We start from the raw sequence: 18,761 nt of genomic DNA, 5'->3' as shown, positions 1-18,761 counted from the left end.
CGATTCGACGGGGTGTTACGCGGCGACCGTGGCTGCGGGAGCAGCCTCGGTGACGGCGGCGTCCTGCGTGCTGCGGCCGATGCCCTTGAGGGCGACGACGATCAGCGCAGTCACGACGGTACCCGCCACGATTGCGAGGGCGAAACCCCAGAAGGGGTTGATCGCGAAGAAGACGAAGATGCCTCCGTGAGGTGCGAACGACTGCACCGAGAGCAGCATGCTCAGACCACCCGTGATGGCGCCACCGACCATCGACGCGGGGATGACGCGCAGCGGGTCCGCCGCGGCGAACGGGATCGCGCCCTCGGAGATGAACGAGGCACCGAGCAGCCATGCGGCCGCACCGTTCTCGCGCTCGACCGGGGTGAACTTCTTGCGGGCGAGCAGCGTCGAGGCCAGGGCCATCGCGAGCGGGGGCACCATGCCGGCGGCCATGACGGCCGCCATGATCAGGTACGGGGTGGTGTTCGTCTGGGTCGCGGCTGCGAGCCCCGTGGTGGCGAAGACGTACGCCACCTTGTTGACGGGTCCACCGAGGTCGAAGCACATCATCAGACCGAGGATGACGCCGAGCACGATGGCTCCGGCACCGCTGGCGGCGAGCGAGGTCAGACCGTCGGTGAGCGCAGCCATGAGGGCCGCGATCGGACGACCGAGGAACAGGATCATGAGCCCCGAAGCGAAGATCGAACCGAGGAACGGCACGATGACCACGGGCATGAGACCGCGGAGCCAGCGGGGCGCGTCGAAGCGACCGAGCCACCAGGCGATGAAGCCCGCGAGCAGACCACCGATGATGCCGCCGATGAAGCCGGCGTTCATGAGCACGGCGACCGCACCGGCGACGAAGCCGGGCGCGATGCCGGGGCGGTCGGCGATCGCGTAGGCGATGAAGCCCGCGAGCACGGCGACGATGAAGCCCATCGACGTGGCGCCGATCATGAAGGCGACCGACCCGAGGTACTGACCCACCGGGCCGAACGACGAGGTGATGTTCTCGGTCGGGAGGTCCCAGAGCGAGTTCTGGATGATGACGTTCGAGGCGTTCTTGGTGACTTCGTAGCCACCGAGCAGGAAGCCGAGCGCGATGAGCAGACCGCCACCGGCGACGAATGGGATCATGTAGCTGACACCCGTCAGCAGCCAGCGCTGGATGCGGCGCCCCACCGACTGCTGCGCGACGGGGGCGTCCGAAGCGGATGCCGCGGCGCCACCGCCCTGGACGCGGGCGGCGTTCGGGTTCTCGCTGGCGGCGAGGGCCTCGGCGATGAGCTGCTTCGGCTGCTCGATGCCGCGCTTGACGCCCGCGCGGACGACGGGCTTGCCCGCGAAGCGCTGCGGCTCGCGCACGTCGACGTCCACCGCGAAGATCACGGCGTCGGCGTCGTCGATCACGCTCTGCGGAAGGGCCTTGTAGCCGCTCGAGCCCTGCGGTTCGACGATGAGCTCGACGCCCTCGGTCTCGGCGCCGGCGGCGGTGAGCGCGTCGGCGGCCATGAAGGTGTGGGCGATGCCCGTGGCGCACGCGGTGACGGCCACGATCTTCTTGGTCTTGGTGGCGGTGCGGGCCTCGGCGCGCGTGGCCGCGGGCGCTGCCGCCGCCGGGGCTGCCGCGGGTGCGGCGGCCGGGGTGACGGCATTCGTGATGAGCGTCACGGCTTCGGCGGGCGTCTGCGCGGAACGCAGGCCCGACATGAAGTCGTTGTTCATGAGGCTACGGGCCAGCTGCGACAGCACCGAGAGGTGAGCCTCGTCGGCACCCTCGGGCGCCGCGATGAGGAACACGATGTCGGCGGGTCCGTCGGGGGCACCGAAGTCGACGCCGGGGGTGAGCCGCGCGAAGGCGAGGGTGGGTTCGGTGACCGAGGCGCTGCGCGCGTGTGGGATGCCGATGCCGCCGGGCAGGCCGGTCTCGTCCTTCTGCTCACGCGCCCACGCGTCGTCGAACAGCTCTTGGGCACTGCGCGCGCGGCCCTGCGCGACGACGCGCTCGGCGAGAGCACGGATCACCGACTGCTTGTCGGTGCCCAGGGGCGCGTCGAGAGTGACGAGCTCCGGAGTGATGATGTCGGACATTGTCAGTGACCTCCGTGGTCAGGATGTTGCGATGGGGGTGGGGAATTCGGTGACGGCGATCGGCCCCGCGGGCAGATCGTCGGGGGTCGGCGCCTGCGTGCCGGGCAGAGTGGCGGCGGCCGCTCCGTAGGCGATGCTGCGCGCGAGACGGTCGGGCGCGGGCGCGCCCTCGAGGTCGGCGAGCAGGTATCCGGCGAGCGAGCTGTCGCCCGCGCCGACGGTGCTGGCGACCTGGATGCGGGGGGCGCGACCGCGCCAGGTTCCCTCGGCCGTGAAGAGCAGGGCGCCGTCGGCGCCGAGGGTCACGAGGGCGGACGCCACGCGGCCCGGAACCAGCGTGCGTGCGCGGCGCGAGGCGGCGTCGTGCACGTCGTCATCGACCGCAGGGTCTTCGCCGACGAGTTCGGCGAGCTCCTCGTGGTTGGGCTTGATGAGGTCGGGGCGAGCGGTGGCGACGACGGCGCTGAGCGCCGGACCGGAGGCATCGACGGCGATGAGCGGGGCGGCGGCGCCCCAGCGCTCGCGCACCGCGGCGATGAGGTCGGCGTAGAACGACACCGGGACTCCGGGGGGAAGCGACCCGGCGAGGACGAGCCAGCTCGCGCCCTGCGACGCCGCGACGACGCCCGCGACGAGGGCGTCGGCTTCGGCCGCGGACAGCTCGGCACCCGGCAGGTTGAGCTTGGTCGTCTCGCCCGCGGGGTCGGTGATCGTCAGGTTCGCTCGGGCCCGACCGGCCACCTCGATCACGTCGAGGGCGATGCCGGTGTCGTCGAGGAGCATCCGATAGGGGTCGTGGGCGTTGACCGGCACCACGGCGCGCGCGGGGACTCCCGCGGCCGAGACGACGCGGGCGACGTTCACGCCCTTGCCTCCGGCGTCTTCGCGCGACGACAGTGCGCGCTGCACCTCGCCGGGCTGCAGGGTCTCGGACAGGACGACGGCGCGGTCGGCGGACGGGTTGGCGGTCAGAGTGACGATCATGCGACGCGCACCTCGATGTCGGCGGCCGCGAGGGCCTCGGAAAGGGCCGCGGGAGGGGCGGCGTCGGTCACGAGCACGTCGAGCTCGTCGAGTCGGGCGAAGCGGACGAGCAGCTCTTCGCCGAACTTCGCCGCGTCCGCGAGCAGGACGACGCGACGGGCGGACTGGATGATGGCCGCCTTGACCGCGGCCTCTTCGGGGTCGGGGGTGCTGAGTCCGAAACCGGCGCTGAGACCGTTCGTTCCGACGAACGCGATGTCCGGACGCAGTTGACCGATGGCGCGGACGGTGTGCGCTCCGACCGCGGCCGCGGTGACTCCGCGCACGCGCCCGCCGATGGTGGTGAGCGAGAGACGCTCCTCTCCGGCGAGCAGGTGTGCGGCCTCGAGGGAGTGCGTGACCACCTCGACACCGCCGATACCCGCTCCGAGAGCGGCGGGAAGGAGCGAGGCGACCTCGGCGGGGGTCGTGCCGGCGTCGACGAAGATCGAGCCGCGGAAGTCGGGGCCGAGCAGAGACACGGCTTCGGCGGCGATGGCGCGCTTGGCGTCGCGGTGGCGCTCGCGGCGCTCGGTGAGAGGGGACTCAGCGGTGCTGGCGCGACCGATGTCGACCGCCCCGCCGTGGACGCGGCGCAGGGATCCGAGCGACTCGAGGCGGTCCAGGTCGCGGCGGACGGTCTCTGTCGTGACGTCGAAGCGGCGGGCGAGGTCAACGACGCTGACGCGTCCGACGTCGCGCAGTTCGCGCTCGATGAGCTGCTGGCGCTCCATTGCGTACACGGGAATCCCCTTCGAAGATTCCCACACGATACAACACGAAACCACACACGGCAACAGAAATGCGAACGTGAAGAGCGATCCAGCGACCGCACGATTTGCCACACGAACGAAGAACCGCGACTCGGCCGCGCAGGAAGTGAGGCTATCCTTACCGTGGTCCGCCGTCGGGCCGCTCGTTCCACGATCCCTACGGAGTTCCCGGATGCCACGCGCCCGCGCCCTCGCCTTCCCCCTCGTCCTGCTGACCGCCGCAGCCGCTCTGACCGGCTGCGGAGCGTCGGAGGTCGTTCCCGAAGCCTCCGCCTCCTCGGCCGGAGAGGGCGCCACGGTCTACCCCCTGACGCTGGAGAACTGCGGGCGCGAAATCACGGTCGATCAGGCCCCCAGCCGCGTGGTCTCGCTCGACCAGGACTCCACCGAAATCCTGCTGTCGCTGGGGCTCCAGGACCGCATGGTCGGCACGGCATCCTGGACCGATCCCGTTCTGGACTCGCTCGCCGAGGCGAATGCCGCCGTTCCCCGTCTGTCCGACAACGCCCCCTCGTACGAGGTCGTGCTCGGAACCGATCCCGATTTCGTCACCGCCTCGTTCGGCCGCCACTTCGCCCAGGGTGGCGTCGCCACGCGGGATCGTTTCGCCGAGACCGGCATCGCCTCCTACCTCTCCCCCACCGACTGCGACGGAGACGTGAGCGTCAACGCCGGCGGAAAGCGGACCACCCCGCTGACGATCGACGCGCTGTACGGCGAGATCCGCGACCTCGCCCGCGTCTTCGACGTCTCGGATCGCGGCGAGGCACTGATCTCCTCGCTGCAGCAGCGGGCGGCCGCCGCGACCGAGGGCATCGACTTCGAGGGCCACAGCGTCGCCTTCTGGTTCGCCGACACCAAGACCCCCTACATCGCGGGCGGATTCTCGAACGCCGCACTCCTGGCATCCACCACCAAGATGACCAACGTGTTCGCCGGGCAGACCGACGACTGGCCCGCGGTCGGGTGGGAGAGCATGGTCTCGGCCGACCCCGACGTGCTGGTGCTGGGCGACCTGCAGCGGGACCGCTTCCCGGGCGACCGGCTCGCCGACAAGATCGCGTTCCTCGAGAGCGACCCGCTCACCAGCACCATGACCGCCGTCAAGGAGAAGCGGTACATCGCGCTGCACGGCGCGGAGCTGAACCCCTCGATCCGCTTCGTCGACGCGCTCGACAAGATCCGCGCCTGGTGGGACGAGAACGGGAGCACGCTCTGAGCGCGCCCGTCGTCTCGGGGGCCCGACTCGGGAGGGGATCCGCCGGACTCGGCATCCTGCTCGCTCTCGCCGGCCTCGTCGTCCTGGTGATCTCGGTGGGTGTCGCGGTCACGCTCGGCCCCGCCGACGTGTCGCTGGTGAACGTGCGCGACGTGCTGCTGAACCACCTCGGTCTCGCCGACATCCCGGTCAAGGCCGCGAAGAACGCCATCGTGTGGGAGGAGCGTCTCCCCCGCGCCCTGGTCGCCGCCTGCGCCGGGGCCGGGCTCGCGCTCTGCGGGGTCGTCATGCAGTCGCTGCTGCGCAACCCGCTCGCCGAGCCGTTCGTGCTGGGCGTGTCGTCGGGGGCGTCGACCGGCGCGGTCGTGATCGGCGTGCTCGGGATCGGCGGCGGGGTCCTCGGCCTGTCGGGCGGAGCCTTCGTCGGCGCACTGGTCGCCTTCGGTCTCGTTCTGCTGCTGTCGCGCTTCACCTCGGGCGGTACCTCGGGCGTCATCCTGGCCGGTGTCGCCAGCACGCAGTTCTTCTCGGCACTGACCTCTCTCGTCGTGTTCGCGGTCGCCGACAGCGACGAGACGCGGGGCGTGATGTTCTGGCTCCTCGGCTCGCTCGAGGGCATGCGCTGGGACAAGGTCGTCCTGTGCGCCGTCGTGGTCGTCGTCGGGGGTGCGGTGTGCCTGTTCGGGGCACGCGCCCTCGATGCCTTCACGTTCGGAGACGACGTGGCCGCCTCGCTCGGCATCCCCGTTGCCCGCACGCGCATCGGACTGCTCGTCGTGACGGCCCTCATGACCGCGGCCCTGGTCAGCGTCGTCGGCGCGGTCGGCTTCGTCGGCCTCGTCGTGCCGCACGCCGTCCGCCTGCTGGTGGGCCAGCGTCACGTGCGCGTGGTCCCGCTCGCGGCGGTCGTCGGCGCCGTGTTCATGGTGTGGGTGGATGCCGCGACGCGCACGCTCTTTGCGCCCACGCCTCTGCCGGTCGGGGTCGGGACGGCGATCGTCGGCGTCCCCGTCTTCGTCGCTCTGCTCGTTCGACGGAGGGGACGCGCATGACGCTCGAAACCCGCGAGGTGCGCTGGACGCGCGGGGGAACCCTCGTCGTCGACGGCGTCTCGCTGCATCCCGAGCCCGGGACCACCGTGGGTCTGCTCGGGCCCAACGGCTCGGGCAAGTCTTCACTGCTGCGCCTGCTGCAGGGCGCGGCGCGACCGGACTCCGGCGACGTCCTGCTCGACGAGCGGCCGCTGACGCAGTGGCGCCGCCGCGATCTCGCCCGCACGGTCGCGGTGGTCACGCAGCACGCCGAGACCGACGCCGACATCGTGGTCCGCGATGTCGTGCGCCTCGGTCGCACTCCGCACCGCCCGATCTGGGGCGGGTCGACCAGCGGCGACGAGGAGGCGATCGACGCGGCGCTCGAGCGGGTCGCCCTCACGGACAAGGCCGACCGCCTCTGGCACACCCTGTCCGGCGGAGAGCGCCAGCGTGCGCAGATCGCCCGCGCCCTGGCGCAGGAGCCCCGCGAGCTGCTGCTCGACGAGCCGACGAACCACCTTGACATCCGTCACCAGCTCGACGTGTTGGCGCTGGTGGCCGCCCTGCCGGTGACGAGCATCATCGCCCTGCACGACCTCAACCTCGCGGCGACCTATTGCGACAGCGTGCTCGTCTTGCGCGAGGGCGTCGTCGTCGCCGCGGGAGCCCCCGCCGAGGTGCTCACGCCGGCGCTCATCGCCGAGGTGTACGAGGTGAGGGCGAGAGTGATCCCGGATGCCGAGACCGGGCGCTCCACGATCCTGTTCGACGGGCCGCTGGCATCCTGATCCCTCCCGTCCGCCCTCTCAGGGGGCGATGACGGAGAGGGTGAAGCGGAGGGTCCTGCCGTCCGGGCCCGTGAGGGTGGCCGCCGTCTGACCGATCTCGTGCGGCAGGAAGCCGGGGCGGAACACCGAACCCTCGGAAGGCCCTCCCGGGGAGAAGTCGGCGATCGCCACGTCGGCTGTCGACCCGGTCCATTCGGCCTCGGTGCCGTCGGGGACCGCGAGCACGAGCGAGGTGCCGATCTTCACGGTCGCGTCCTTGCCGTCGAGGTCCTCGGGAGAGACGACCGTGGGGGCGAAGGCCTGGTCGTCCACCGACGCGGCGGGACTCGGCGCGTCCGCCGCGGGCGCGACGGGAGTGTCGGATGCCGCGGGCGCGCAGCCCGCGAGCAGGACGCCGGCCGTGACGACCGGGGCGAGCCGAAGAGCGAGGGAGCGCTTCACGAGGACCTTCTTCCGCGAGGAGGGAGACATCCTGCATCCCCGCTCGGATGCTAACCCGCGAAGTCTTTGATCGCGCCGAGCGCGCGCCGGGTTCAGTCGCCGAGGGGGATCTCGACCGAGGTCACCGAAGAACCGCCGAGGTCGAGCAGGCCGGGAACGGCCGCGGGGTGCTCATCGTCGGGCAGGAGTTCGGCGCGGGTCTTCGGCCGCGCCGGTTCGCCGGGAAGCCCGGCCCACTCGCTCGGTTCCTCGGGTCGCTGTACGAAGAGTCCCATGGAGCCATCCTCTCGCCGATTCCCGGTTCACGGCAGAGGGTGAGCTGTGAAGAAGGTTTCGATCAGGGTCGTCGCCGAGATCGCCGTCTCGCCGGAGCCCTCCGCTCCCGGCCACACGTGCCCTCCCCCGTCGATCCGGTAGTGCACCAGGGCACCGCGGTCGCGGCATCCGGTCCAGGTCTGCCTCTCGACCCCCGTCGCGACCGATTCCGAGCGCGGATCGATGGTGCAGCCGTTGCGCGTCGCCACCTGCGACAGCCAGAGCGGCACCGGGGCGACGGTCGCGTCGTGCCGGATGCCGCCGTCGTAGGGGATGACGTCGTCGGCGGTGCCGTGGAACTCGATCACCGGCACCGGGGAGCCGCTCTCACACGACGGGTTGGTCGCGGGGTAGATCGCACCCGAGACGACGGCGAAAGCGGCGAGGCGTTCGGGGAGGGCACACGACAACAGCGATACGAAGCCGCCGCCGTTCGAGATCCCGGCGGCGAACACGCGTTTCGGGTCGACGCAGAGACGCGACTCGACGTCGTCGAGGAGGGCCGCGGTGAAGGCCACGTCGTCCGCGCCCGACGAGTAGGGCGCCCCCTGCCAGCCGACGCCCGCCGCGGTGCTCGCCGCCTGCGGGTAGACGACGATCGCGCCGCTGCCGTTGAGGTCGCTGAGCTGCTCGAGCTGCCCGGGCGGCATGCGGTATCCGGCGAAGGCGAGGATGAGCGGCGTCGGCGTCTGCGTCGTCATCGTCGCCGGGACGTGCACGGTGTACACACGGGTCGCGCCGTCGACCGTCACCAAGAGCGGGGCGCTCGCGCCCGGCTCGAGGGTGAAGTTCGCGTCGCAGCCCGAGGCCGTGGCGGCAGGGCGCGTGCCCGCCCCGCATCCGGCCAGCACCGTGCCCGCCACGACCAAGGCGGCGAGGGCGACGAGCGGGCGGAGGCGCATCGGGTCATCCTACGGTTTGCCTGTAGCGGCGCAGAGAAGCATCATCCGACGGGGGCATCGCGATACGCGAAAGGCCCGGGATCTTCCGATCACCGGGCCTTTTCACAGAGCTGGGGTACCTGGACTCGAACCAAGAACAACGGAACCAGAAACCGCCGTGTTGCCAATTACACCATACCCCAATGGCTTCGAGCCGTAACTCGTGCCGAGGATCAAGCTTACGTGACGCGGAGCCCTGCGCCAAACCGGCGCCTCGCTCGGCGCGTCCCGGGCGCGTCCCGGGTGACTCGTCGCCAGCCGCGCCGACGACGGAGCTTCGCTCACCGATCCGCGTCGCATCCTCTGCGTCGGGCGCCGCCGCGCGCCCGAGAACGCGCGATCCCCGCGGCCGGAAGGCCACGGGGATCGGGGGGGGCGTCTCAGCCCAGGTGCGAGACCAGCGCCTCGAGGCGGCGGATCGACTCAGCCTTGCCGAGAAGCTCCATCGACTCGAACAGCGGCGGCGAGATGCGACGGCCGGTCAGCGCGACGCGCGGCGGGCCGTAGGCGACGCGGGGCTTGAGCCCGAGCTCTTCGACGAGGGCCGTCGACAGGGCCTCCTGCACGGCGGCGGCGGTGAAGTCGTCGACACCCTCGAGGGCACGAACGGATGCCGCGAGCACCTCCGCCGCATTCGCGGGCAGACCCGTGAGCGCATCCTCGGCGTAGTCGACCTCGGACACGAAGAGGAAGCCGAGCATGCCGGGGACCTCGCCCAGCAACTGCACGCGCTCCTGCACGAGCGGAGCCGCCTGGGCGATGATCGCGCGGTGCTCCTCGCTGGGCTGCTCCGCGATGAAGCCCGCCCCCGCGAGGTAGGGGACGAGGCGGGTCGCGAAGTCATCGGCATCCAGCATGCGGATGTGATCGCCGTTGATGGCCTCGGCCTTCTTCTGGTCGAAGCGCGCCGGGTTGGGGTTCACGTCCGCGATGTCGAAGGCGGCGATCATCTCGTCGAGCGAGAACACGTCGCGGTCGCTCGCGAGCGACCAGCCGAGAAGCGAGAGGTAGTTGAGCAGACCCTCGTGGATGAAGCCCTTCTCGCGCTGCAGGAACAGATCGGCCTGCGGGTCGCGCTTGGAGAGCTTCTTGTTGCCGGTCTCGCCCAGCACGAGCGGCATGTGGCCGAAGCGCGGCAGGAAGTCGGTGACGCCGGCGTCGAGCAGCGCGCGGTACAGCGCGAGCTGACGAGCGGTCGAGGGCATGAGGTCTTCGCCGCGGATGACGTGGGTGATCCCCATGAGCGCGTCGTCGACGGGGTTCACGAACGTGTACAGCGGGATGCCGCCGGCGCGCACGATCACGAAGTCGGGGAACGACCCGGCCGGGAAGGTGACCTCGCCGCGGATGAGGTCGACGAAGGTGAGGTCCTCGTCGGGCACGCGCACGCGCCACGCGGGCTCGCGACCCTCGGCGCGGAAGGCGGCCTTCTGCTCGTCCGTGAGGTCGCGGTCGAAGTTGTCGTAGCCGAGCTGCTTCGCGCGGCCGTTGGCCTCGTTGCGCGCGTCGATCTCTTCGGCGGTCGAGTAGCTCTCGTACACCGCACCCGCGGCGATGAGCTTGTCGAGCACCTCGCGGTAGATCTCGTGGCGCTGCGACTGCCGGTACGGAGCGTGCGGTCCGCCGACCTCGACACCCTCGTCCCAGTCGATGTTCATCCACCGCAGTGCCTCGAGGAGCTGCTGGTAGCTCTCCTCGCTGTCGCGCGCGGCGTCGGTGTCTTCGATGCGGAAGACGAGCTTGCCGCCGTTGTGCCGGGCGTAGGCCCAGTTGAACAGGACGGTGCGGATGAGACCGACGTGCGGCAGCCCCGTAGGTGAGGGGCAGAAGCGGACGCGAACGTCGGCGCCGGTGGCGGTCGTGGTGCGGGGATCGGGCGTGGCAGACATCCCCTCGATCCTACCGGCGGGCGGTGTCGCTTCCCGAGTGCCGGAGGTGATCGGCCAGCACCTCCCCCATGACCTCCAACGCCGCTCCGACCGCGGGCACATGCTCGGCCCCCCGCGCGGTCACGACGTGCAGGGTGCGCGCCTCGGCCGCGGGCAGTCGAGGAGCCGCGATGCCGGCGAGCATCGGGAGCGACGCCACCGCCATCCGCGGCAGGATCGCCATGCCGACCCCCTGGGCGACGAGGTTCTCGACAGCGATGAAGTTGTCGGTCTCGAACGCGATGTCGGGCGTGAACCCGGCCCGACCGCACGCTTCGAGAAGGTGCCCGCGGCACTGCGGGCAGCCCGCGATCCATCGCTCCCCCGCGAGCTGCGACAGGTCGATGGGGTCGTGCGCGGCGGCCGGGTGATCGGTGGGCACGACCACGACGGTGTCGTCGTCGCCGATGAGGCGGGACGAGAGACCGGATGCCGCGGACTCGAGATGTTCGCGCCGATCGCCGGGGTAGCTGTAGGTGAGGGCGATGTCGGCACGGTTCTCGCGCACGGCGGCGATAGCCTCGGGCGGCTCGGCCTCGACGAAGCTGATCGAGACGCCCGGGCGGCGCGCGGTGACGGCGGCGATCACGCGCGGCACCACGGTCGACGACGCGGAGGGAAAGGCGGCGATGCGGACCCGGCCGGCGCGAAGTCCCCGGAGCTCGGCGAGATCCCCGGCCGCGGCGTCGAGAGCCGTGGTCACGGCGGCGGCGTGACGGGCGAGGATCGAGCCGGCCTCGGTGAGACGCACGCCTCGGCCGACGCGTTCGACGATCGGCATCCCGGCCCGTCGTTCAAGTCGCCGCAGTTGCTGGCTCACCGCGGGCTGGCTGTAGCCGAGGGCCCGGGCGGCGGCCGTGATCGACCCGGTGTCGGCGATGGCTTTGACCACCCGCAGGGCGTTCGCGTCGAGGGAGTCATCGATGTCGGCCATGGGCATACATAAGCAGACGTGATGGTTTTCATGCAACACCTGTTCTGGTGCAATGACACGCGTGGCGAGATCCTGGGGTCATGAGCAGCCTCGCATCGCACTTCGCCGGCGGCCGCGACTATCTCGCAGCCTGCACCCTCGGCCTGCCCTCGCGCGCCACGGTGGCCGCGGTCCGCGCCGACCTCGAGTCCGCGGCATCCGGTCGACCCGACGTCGTCGCTGCGTCCCTGGCCGTCGAAGAGGCTCGAGCCTCGTACGCGCGTCTCGTGAGCTCCCCGGTGAGCGACGTCGCGATCGGCTCGCAGACGTCGGTCCAGGTGGCGCTGCTGGCCGCCTCGGTGCCCGACGGCGCCGAAGTGCTCTGTGCCGAAGGCGACTTCTCGTCGCTCGTCGCCCCGTTCGCCCACGCGGGCCGGGGCGTGCGACTGCGCACGGCTCCCCTTCGGGAACTCGCCGCCGCCGTCTCCCCCGACACCTGGCTCGTCGCCTTCTCGCTCGTGCAGTCGGCCACCGGAGAGGTCGCGGATGCCGCGGGCATCGCCGCCGCGGCCGCCCGCGCCGGAGCGCGCACCCTGTGCGACCTCACCCAGGCCGCGGGGTGGCTCCCCGTCGACGCGACCATGTTCGACGCGACGGTCTGCCACGCCTACAAGTGGCTCTGCTGCCCCCGCGGCGTGTCCTTCCTCACGATCACGCCCGCGTTCGCGAGCGAGATCCGGCCCGTGCAGGCCGGGTGGTACGCGGGCGACGACCCGTGGTCGTCCTGCTACGGCACGGGCGGCACCCTCGCCGCCGATGCCCGCCGCTTCGACGTCTCGCCCGCGTGGCAGGCGTTCGTCGGGGCCGCCCCCGCGCTCGCTCTGTTCGCCGACACCGACATCACGGCGACCTACGCGCACGTGACGGGCCTGGCGGCACGCTTCCGCGAGGGCCTCGGCCTGGAGCACCCCGAGCGCCCCTCGGCGATCGTCACCTGGCCGGATGCCACGGGCGAAGCCCTCGCCCAACTGACCGCCCACGGGATCACGGCGTCGGGGCGCGCGGGTCGAGCCCGCGTGGCGTTCCACGTGTTCAACGACGAACTCGACGTCGACCGGGCTCTGCACGCGCTCGGCGTCCGCGGCGGAGAGGACCTCTCGGCCTTCGACGGCTTGGTCTACGCGATCTGAGACTGCCCGCGACGATCGGCCTGCCCGCCCTTAGACCGTTGACGCGCGAGTCGCCATGAATCGTCGCTTCGACAGTGTTCGAAGCGACACATTGTGGCGACTCACGCGGCGGGTACGGCCCGGCGGGACCCGACGACGACAGCCCCCGCGCACACCAGCGCGACCGGTACGAACGCCCACAGCGCGAGTCCGCCGTAGCCGACGAGGCCGAGGATGACTCCCGCGAGCACGGAACCGACCGCCGCGCACGCGGTCATGAGGGTGTCGCTGCGGCCCTGACGTCGAGGACGCAGGGCGAGGGGTGTGACTTCGGTCAACAGCGCGGAGCCTGCCACGGTCGCCGCGCTCCACCCCAGCCCGAGCAGAACGAGACCGACGAGGACTCCGACCTGGGTGTCCGAGAAGGCGGCGGCGACAGCGAGCGATGCGGCGAGCAGCACCTGCCCCAGCAGGATCACGGGGATCCTCCCCCACCGGTCCGCCAGCACGCCGAACAGCGGCGACAGCCCGTACATGCCGAACACGTGCAGGGCGATCGTGACGCCGACGGCCAGGGTCACGGCATCCGGAGCGACGATGTGCGAGAGGTGCACCGGAGTCATCGCCATGACCGACGCCATCGTGACGTGAGAGGCCGCGACCGCGAGCATCGCGAAGCGGGCGGTCAGCGGACGATCGACCTCGGGGGCGGGAGCGGTGGCGGATGCCGCGCGCTCGCGGTCGAGGCGCTGGGCGAGCAGCAGCGGATCCGGGCGCAGCACGAGCACGTACAGCCCGAAGGCGCAGACCTGCGCGGCGAACGAGAACAGGTATGCCCCGGTGAGCGGGGGCATACCCACGCTCGCGCCGATGAGCTCACCCGGTGCCAGCAGCAGGGGCCCGACCACACCGCCCACCGTCGTCGCCCACACCACGGTCGCCAGGTCGCGCCCGCGGCGCGGGGTGGTGGAGAGGTCGGTGGCGGCGAACCGCGACTGCAGGGTCGCCGCGTTGCCGGCGCCGATCAGGGCGATGCCGACCAACAGCAGGGGGAACGCGTGCAGCGCCGCCGCGGTGATGACGACCGCGATGCCGAGGAGCGCGGCGATGTTGCCCGTCGTCAAAGCGACACGCCGGCCTCGGCGGCCGGCCAATCGAGCGAGCGGGATCGCGGTGAGCGCCGCGCCCAGGGTGACCGATGCCGTCGCGAAGCCTGACAACGCCTCCTGACCCGACAGGTCGGCGGCCAGCAACGCCCCGAGTGACAGCGTCGCCCCGAACGCGACACCCGTGAGCACCTGCCCCGCCGCGAGCACCCGCACCGTCCGGCGCTGCGTGGAGGCGAGATCGACGCCCGCGGGCGTCGGGATCTCAGGCATCTCGCGCGGTGTTGCGCAGCACCCCGATGCCGTCGATCTCGACCTCGACGACGTCGCCGGCGACGAACGAGCCGATGCCCGCCGGCGTGCCGGTGAGGATCAGGTCGCCCGGGAGCAGGGTGAACACGGCGCTGGCGTAGGCGATGAGGGCGGGGATGTCGTGGATCATGTCGGACACGGGACCCTGCTGACGCACCTCGCCGTTCACGCGCGTCGTGATGGACGCGGCCTTCAAGTCGAGGTCGGTCTCGATGACGGGGCCGACGGGGCAGAACGTATCGAAGCCCTTCGCGCGCGACCACTGGCCGTCGGTGGCCTGGAGGTCGCGCGCGGTGACGTCGTTCGCGACGGTGTAGCCGAAGATGTACTCGCCCGCGCGCTCGGCGGGGACGTTCTTGGCGATGCGGCCGATGACGACGGCCAGCTCGCCCTCGTAGTCGGTGCGCGAGCTGAGTTTCGTCGGGCGAACGATCTGATCGTTCGGGCCGATGACCGAGGTGTTGGGCTTGAGGAACATCAGCGGCTCGGCCGGTGCCTCCCCGCCCATCTCGGCGGCGTGGTCGTGGTAGTTCTTGCCGATGCAGACGACCTTCGAGCGCGGGATGACCGGCGCGAGCAGCCCGACCTCGGACAGGGGGATGCGCTCCCCCGTCGTGTCGAATCCGGCGAACATCGGGTCTCCGGCGAGCACCACGAGCTCGCCGTCGTCGACGATCCCGTAGCGGAGGGCATCCTGGTGGCTGAAACGAGCGATCTTCACCGTGCCAGCCTATCCGCGGCCTCCGACACGCGCGGGGGCCGCCCCCGTCCCTCTCCCCGGGTGAAGACGCCCCTCGCCGAGAATCACGGGCGGGACGCGTTTCTGCGCGCGGATCGCGTTCATGCGTGGATCACCGGGCGCTCGGGCCGCGGATGGGCCGCGACCCCCGCACTCGCGACGGAGGGGCCCCCGGCATCCGGGAACCCCTCCGTGAGACGACGCGGGTCAGGCGTCGAGGCGGTACAGCCAGCCGTGCTTGTCTTCGGCGCGGCCGTACTGGATGTTCGTGAGCTCTTCGCGCAGCTCGAGCGCGAGGGTACCGGTCGGCTGCTCGTCGATGAAGTCGCGACCCTTGAGGACGCCGATCGGCGTGACCACCGCGGCAGTGCCGCACGCGAAAACCTCGACGATGTCTCCGGATGCCACGCCCTGACGCCACTCGTCGAGCGAGACGTTGCGACCTTCGACGTGGTGGCCGCGGTCACGGGCGAGCTGCAGGATCGAGTCGCGCGTGATGCCCTCGAGGATCGAGTCGGACTGCGGGGTGACGATCGAGCCGTCCTTGTAGACGAACACGACGTTCATGCCGCCGAGCTCTTCGACGTTGCGGTCCTGGTCGAGGAAGACGACCTGGTCGCACTCGTTCTCGTACGCCTCGGACTGCGGCAGCAGGCTCGCTGCGTAGTTGCCACCGGTCTTGGCTGCTCCGGTGCCGCCCTTGCCGGCGCGGGAGTAGTCCTCGCTGAGCCAGATCGACACCGGCTGCACGCCGCCCTTGAAGTAGGCGCCGGCGGGGCTGGCGATCAGGTAGTACGCGACCTTGTGCGCGGGGCGGACGCCGAGGAACGCCTCTTTCGCGAACATGAACGGGCGCAGGTACAGGCTCTGGTCGTCGCCCGAGGGAACCCACGCGCCGTCGACCGCGATGAGCTCGCGCAGCGACTGCAGGAAGTACGGCACGGGCAGCTCGGGGAGGGCCAGGCGACGGGCCGAGCGCTGCAGGCGGCGGCCGTTCTGGTCGGGGCGGAAGGTGTGGACCGAGCCGTCGGCGTGACGGTAGGCCTTGATGCCCTCGAAGATCTCCTGACCGTAGTGCAGCACCGCGGCCGCCGGGTCGAGCGAGATGGGTCCGTAGGGCGAGACGCGCGGGCGGTGCCACCCGCCGCGGACAGACCAGCAGATGTCGACCATGTGGTCGGTGAAGCTCTGCCCGAAGCCGGGGTTGGCGAGGATCGCATCGCGGTCGGTAGCGCTCTTGGCCGCGAGGTTGCGGGTGACGGCGAACTCGAGCGGGTCGAGTCCGGTGTCGGGATCGGTGTCGATGGTGGTCATTCGTTGTCCAAAGCTTGTCGAGTGCCGGGGGCGATGCTCGCCGATCGGTCCAGGTTACGCCCGGACGCGCTCGGCGATGGCGTCGCCGATCTGGGCGGTGGTGCGGACCCCGTCGCGGTTCGCGATGTCGTCCTCGACCGCGCGGGTGACGCGGGCGGATTCGTCGGTGAGCCCGAGGTGATCGAGCAGGAGGGCGACGGAGAGGATCGCGGCCGTGGGGTCGGCCTTCTGGGATCCCGCGATGTCGGGCGCCGATCCGTGCACGGGCTCGAACATCGAGGGGAAAGCGCCGTCGGGGTTGATGTTGCCCGAAGCGGCGAGGCCGATGCCTCCGGTGACGGCGCCGGCCAGGTCGGTGAGGATGTCGCCGAAGAGGTTGTCGGTGACGATCACGTCGAAACGGCTCGGGTTCGTGACCAGGAAGATGGTTGCCGCGTCGACGTGCAGGTAGTCTACGTCGACCCCGGGGAACTCCTGCGCCACGGTGTCGACGATGCGCTTCCACATGCCGCCGGCGTGGACGAGCACGTTGGTCTTGTGCACGAGCGTCAGCTTGTGGCGACGGCGGTCGGCGAGGGCGAAGGCGTAGCGGACGACGCGCTCGACCCCGAAGGCGGTGTTCACCGAGGTCTCGTTGGCGACCTCGTGCGCGGTGCCGCGACGAATGGCACCGCCGTTGCCTACGTACGGCCCCTCGGTGCCCTCGCGGACGACCACGAAATCGATGTCGCCCGGGTCGGCGAGCGGGCCTGCGGCGCCGCGGTACAGCTTCGAGGGGCGCAGGTTGACGTAGTGGTCGAGTTCGAAACGGAGCTTCAGCAACAGACCGCGCTCGATGTTGGCGTCTTTCAGGCGGGGGTCGCCGGGGACTCCCCCGACGGCGCCGAGCAGGATCGCGTCGTGTGCGGCGATCGCGGCGAGATCGTCGTCGGTCAGGGTGTCACCCGTCTCGAGGTAGCGCCCGGCACCGAGCGAGAACGGCGTCTTCTCGAACGTCACGTCCGACGCTGCGGTGACGGCGTCGAGCACCTTGACGGCTTCTCTGACGACCTCGGGACCGATGCCGTCACCGGGGATGACGGCCAGCTTCACGACACGCGACATCGCTCTCCTCAGAGCTCGGGCACGTCACTTCTTCGACGTGCTGCGGGATCCTCCCAGGGTAGTGGCAGCGATGACCGCGGCCGCGACGATCAGACCCGCTCCGATGAGCGCCGTGATTACGACCCCGGAGTCGAAGGCGTGCGCGGCGGCGAGACGCAGGGCGTCGGCCAGGGCGACGTCGTCGAGCGTGTTCGACACCGCGACGGCCCCGGCGAGCGTCTCGCGGGCGGCCTGGGCCGCGGCGTCCGGGAGTCCCGCGGGCAACACGAGCTGAGCCCGGTAGAAGGCGGCGAGGATGCCGCCGAGCACCGCCGTGCCGAGGACGGCTCCCACCTCGTACGCTGTCTCGGAGACCGCGCTGGCCGCGCCGGCCTTCGCCGAGGGGGCGCTGGAGAGGATCAGCTCGTTCGAGACGGTCTCGGCCGCCCCGATACCGATGCCCAGCAGCGCGAACGCGATGATCAGCAGCGTCAGATCCGCCGTCGAGAGCGCGACCATGACGTAGGCGACCACCGAGAACGACAGGGCGACGGGCACGACGACCCGCGCCGGGAAGCGCTTGGCGACCGCGACCACCGCGAGGCCCGAGATGATCATGAGCACGAGCCCGGGCAGCAGGGCGAAGCCCGCGACCATCGGCGACAGTCCGACGACCAGCTGAAGGTGCTGAGCCACGAAGTAGAGGAAGCCCACGAGCCCCACCACGCTGAGCAGGTTGACCAGGATCGCGCCCGAGAACGAGCCCTGACGGAACAGTGTCATGTCGAGCATGGGCGTGGCCAGGCGCCGCTGGCGCCGGACGAAGAGCCAGCCGAAGACCACCCCGACGACGAAGAGCACGGGAGCGAGGGAGAGGGGGCCGTCGACGGCGAGCTTCTTGATGCCGTAGACGATCGGCACCATGGTCGCCAGCGACAGCAGCACGCTGACGGGGTCGAATCGCCCCGGCTGAGGATCACTACTCTCGGGCACGAAGAACGGCGCGAGGATCAGCAGCGGAACCAGCACCGGCACCGCCATGAGGAAGACGGAGCCCCACGTGAAGTGCTCGAGGAGGAAGCCACCGACGATCGGACCGAGGGCCGCTCCCGCCGAGAAGCCGGACGCCCACACGGCGATGGCGATGCGACGCTGGTCGCGGTCGCGGAAGATGCTGCGCAGCAGCGACAGGGTCGAGGGCATGAGCATGGCGCCGAACACGCCCATGAGCGCGCGGCCAGCGATGAGCAGAGCCGCGGTGGGCGCGAACGCCGACAGCGCGGACACCGCCGCGAAGCCGGTCGCCCCGATCAGGAGCATGCGGCGACGCCCGAACCGGTCGCCCAGGGTGCCCATGGTGACGAGGAGTCCGGCGAGCACGAGCGGGTAGACGTCGATGATCCAGAGCTGCTCGATGCTAGAGGGCTGCAGCGACAGGGCGATCTCGGGGAGCGCGAAGCTCAGCACCGTGTTGTCGACCGACACGAGAAGCACCGGCAGCATGAGGACGGCCAGCGCGAACCACCCGCGCCAACCGGCACGCGTCACGGTGATCTCCGAGGTGGGCAACGACGAGGTGAGCATTGT

General features: G+C 71.0%; 17 protein-coding genes and 1 tRNA gene. 4 read left to right on the top strand and 14 right to left on the bottom strand.

Annotation, left to right across the window (positions count from 1 at the left end; translation table 11 throughout):
• Positions 1-15: 15 nt before the first annotated feature.
• Genes QBE02_RS01150 through QBE02_RS01140 form a run of 3 tightly spaced genes read right to left on the bottom strand, consistent with a single transcriptional unit; the run spans position 16 to position 3,842 of the window.
• Complete coding sequence (locus QBE02_RS01150) at positions 16-2,076, bottom strand: PTS fructose transporter subunit IIABC (protein ID WP_279366783.1); 2,061 nt, start codon at positions 2,074-2,076, stop codon at positions 16-18.
• 18 nt (positions 2,077-2,094) lie between these two features.
• The gene (locus QBE02_RS01145) at positions 2,095-3,060 is read right to left on the bottom strand and encodes a 1-phosphofructokinase family hexose kinase (protein ID WP_279366782.1); all 966 of its coding nucleotides are present in this window, start codon (positions 3,058-3,060) and stop codon (positions 2,095-2,097) included.
• A complete protein-coding gene (locus tag QBE02_RS01140; RefSeq protein WP_279366781.1) occupies positions 3,057-3,842 on the bottom strand; it encodes a DeoR/GlpR family DNA-binding transcription regulator in 786 nt (261 codons plus the stop codon). Before QBE02_RS01140 ends, QBE02_RS01145 begins: the two co-directional genes overlap by 4 nt.
• Positions 3,843-4,044: 202 nt before the next feature.
• Here QBE02_RS01140 and QBE02_RS01135 point away from each other — a divergent pair, with 202 nt between their 5' ends.
• The 3 genes from QBE02_RS01135 to QBE02_RS01125 are packed head-to-tail and all read left to right on the top strand — an operon-like array spanning position 4,045 to position 6,913.
• Entirely contained in the window at positions 4,045-5,091 is a 1,047-nt protein-coding gene (locus QBE02_RS01135) for an ABC transporter substrate-binding protein (RefSeq protein WP_279366780.1), read from the top strand.
• 53 nt (positions 5,092-5,144) lie between these two features.
• Complete coding sequence (locus QBE02_RS01130) at positions 5,145-6,143, top strand: FecCD family ABC transporter permease (protein ID WP_279367841.1); 999 nt, start codon at positions 5,145-5,147, stop codon at positions 6,141-6,143.
• A complete protein-coding gene (locus tag QBE02_RS01125; RefSeq protein WP_144785353.1) occupies positions 6,140-6,913 on the top strand; it encodes an ABC transporter ATP-binding protein in 774 nt (257 codons plus the stop codon). The genes QBE02_RS01130 and QBE02_RS01125 overlap by 4 nt, the downstream gene beginning before the upstream one ends.
• 18 nt (positions 6,914-6,931) lie before the next feature.
• Here QBE02_RS01125 and QBE02_RS01120 read toward each other — a convergent pair whose 3' ends face one another.
• The 6 genes from QBE02_RS01120 to QBE02_RS01095 form a co-directional block, all read right to left on the bottom strand.
• Positions 6,932-7,354 carry a hypothetical protein gene (locus QBE02_RS01120; protein ID WP_279366779.1) on the bottom strand — a complete coding sequence of 141 codons (423 nt, stop codon included), beginning with the start codon at positions 7,352-7,354 and terminating at the stop codon, positions 6,932-6,934.
• A 92-nt stretch (positions 7,355-7,446) separates the two neighbouring features.
• Positions 7,447-7,629, bottom strand: a complete 183-nt coding sequence (locus QBE02_RS01115) for a hypothetical protein (RefSeq protein WP_056230670.1) — start codon at positions 7,627-7,629, stop codon at positions 7,447-7,449.
• A 27-nt stretch (positions 7,630-7,656) separates the two neighbouring features.
• On the bottom strand, positions 7,657-8,571 hold the full coding sequence (locus QBE02_RS01110) for an alpha/beta hydrolase family esterase (RefSeq protein ID WP_279366778.1): 915 nt from the start codon (positions 8,569-8,571) through the stop codon (positions 7,657-7,659).
• A gap of 110 nt (positions 8,572-8,681) precedes the next feature.
• Positions 8,682-8,753: transfer RNA gene (locus QBE02_RS01105), tRNA-Gln, on the bottom strand.
• 237 nt (positions 8,754-8,990) lie between these two features.
• Entirely contained in the window at positions 8,991-10,499 is a 1,509-nt protein-coding gene (gltX, locus tag QBE02_RS01100; protein WP_279366777.1) for a glutamate--tRNA ligase, read from the bottom strand.
• A gap of 10 nt (positions 10,500-10,509) precedes the next feature.
• The gene (locus QBE02_RS01095; RefSeq protein ID WP_279366776.1) at positions 10,510-11,472 is read right to left on the bottom strand and encodes a LysR family transcriptional regulator; all 963 of its coding nucleotides are present in this window, start codon (positions 11,470-11,472) and stop codon (positions 10,510-10,512) included.
• Between the two features lie 80 nt (positions 11,473-11,552).
• Here QBE02_RS01095 and QBE02_RS01090 point away from each other — a divergent pair, with 80 nt between their 5' ends.
• Positions 11,553-12,641, top strand: coding sequence for an aminotransferase class V-fold PLP-dependent enzyme (locus QBE02_RS01090; protein ID WP_056230661.1), 1,089 nt, complete (start codon positions 11,553-11,555; stop codon positions 12,639-12,641).
• Positions 12,642-12,742: 101 nt separating this feature from the next.
• Here the strand turns inward: QBE02_RS01090 and QBE02_RS01085 are convergent, their stop codons facing one another.
• From QBE02_RS01085 to QBE02_RS01065, 5 genes are all read right to left on the bottom strand, one after another.
• Positions 12,743-13,999 (bottom strand): MFS transporter, encoded by a 1,257-nt coding sequence (locus tag QBE02_RS01085; RefSeq protein WP_279366775.1) that lies wholly within the window; start codon positions 13,997-13,999, stop codon positions 12,743-12,745.
• Complete coding sequence (locus QBE02_RS01080; protein ID WP_279366774.1) at positions 13,992-14,759, bottom strand: fumarylacetoacetate hydrolase family protein; 768 nt, start codon at positions 14,757-14,759, stop codon at positions 13,992-13,994. Before QBE02_RS01080 ends, QBE02_RS01085 begins: the two co-directional genes overlap by 8 nt.
• Before the next feature lie 225 nt (positions 14,760-14,984).
• Positions 14,985-16,091, bottom strand: a complete 1,107-nt coding sequence (locus tag QBE02_RS01075) for a branched-chain amino acid aminotransferase (RefSeq protein ID WP_279366773.1) — start codon at positions 16,089-16,091, stop codon at positions 14,985-14,987.
• Positions 16,092-16,145: 54 nt separating this feature from the next.
• Positions 16,146-17,195: a 3-isopropylmalate dehydrogenase gene (locus QBE02_RS01070; protein WP_279366772.1), complete on the bottom strand. Its 1,050-nt coding sequence runs from the start codon at positions 17,193-17,195 to the stop codon at positions 16,146-16,148.
• Positions 17,196-17,219: 24 nt separating this feature from the next.
• On the bottom strand, positions 17,220-18,758 hold the full coding sequence (locus tag QBE02_RS01065) for an MFS transporter (protein ID WP_279366771.1): 1,539 nt from the start codon (positions 18,756-18,758) through the stop codon (positions 17,220-17,222).
• Positions 18,759-18,761: the final 3 nt, after the last annotated feature.

This window comes from Microbacterium testaceum (genome assembly GCF_029761935.1).
In the GTDB taxonomy this organism is placed as follows: Bacteria; Actinomycetota; Actinomycetes; order Actinomycetales; family Microbacteriaceae; genus Microbacterium; species Microbacterium testaceum_A.
This window is presented reverse-complemented; position numbering and strand designations above follow the sequence as displayed.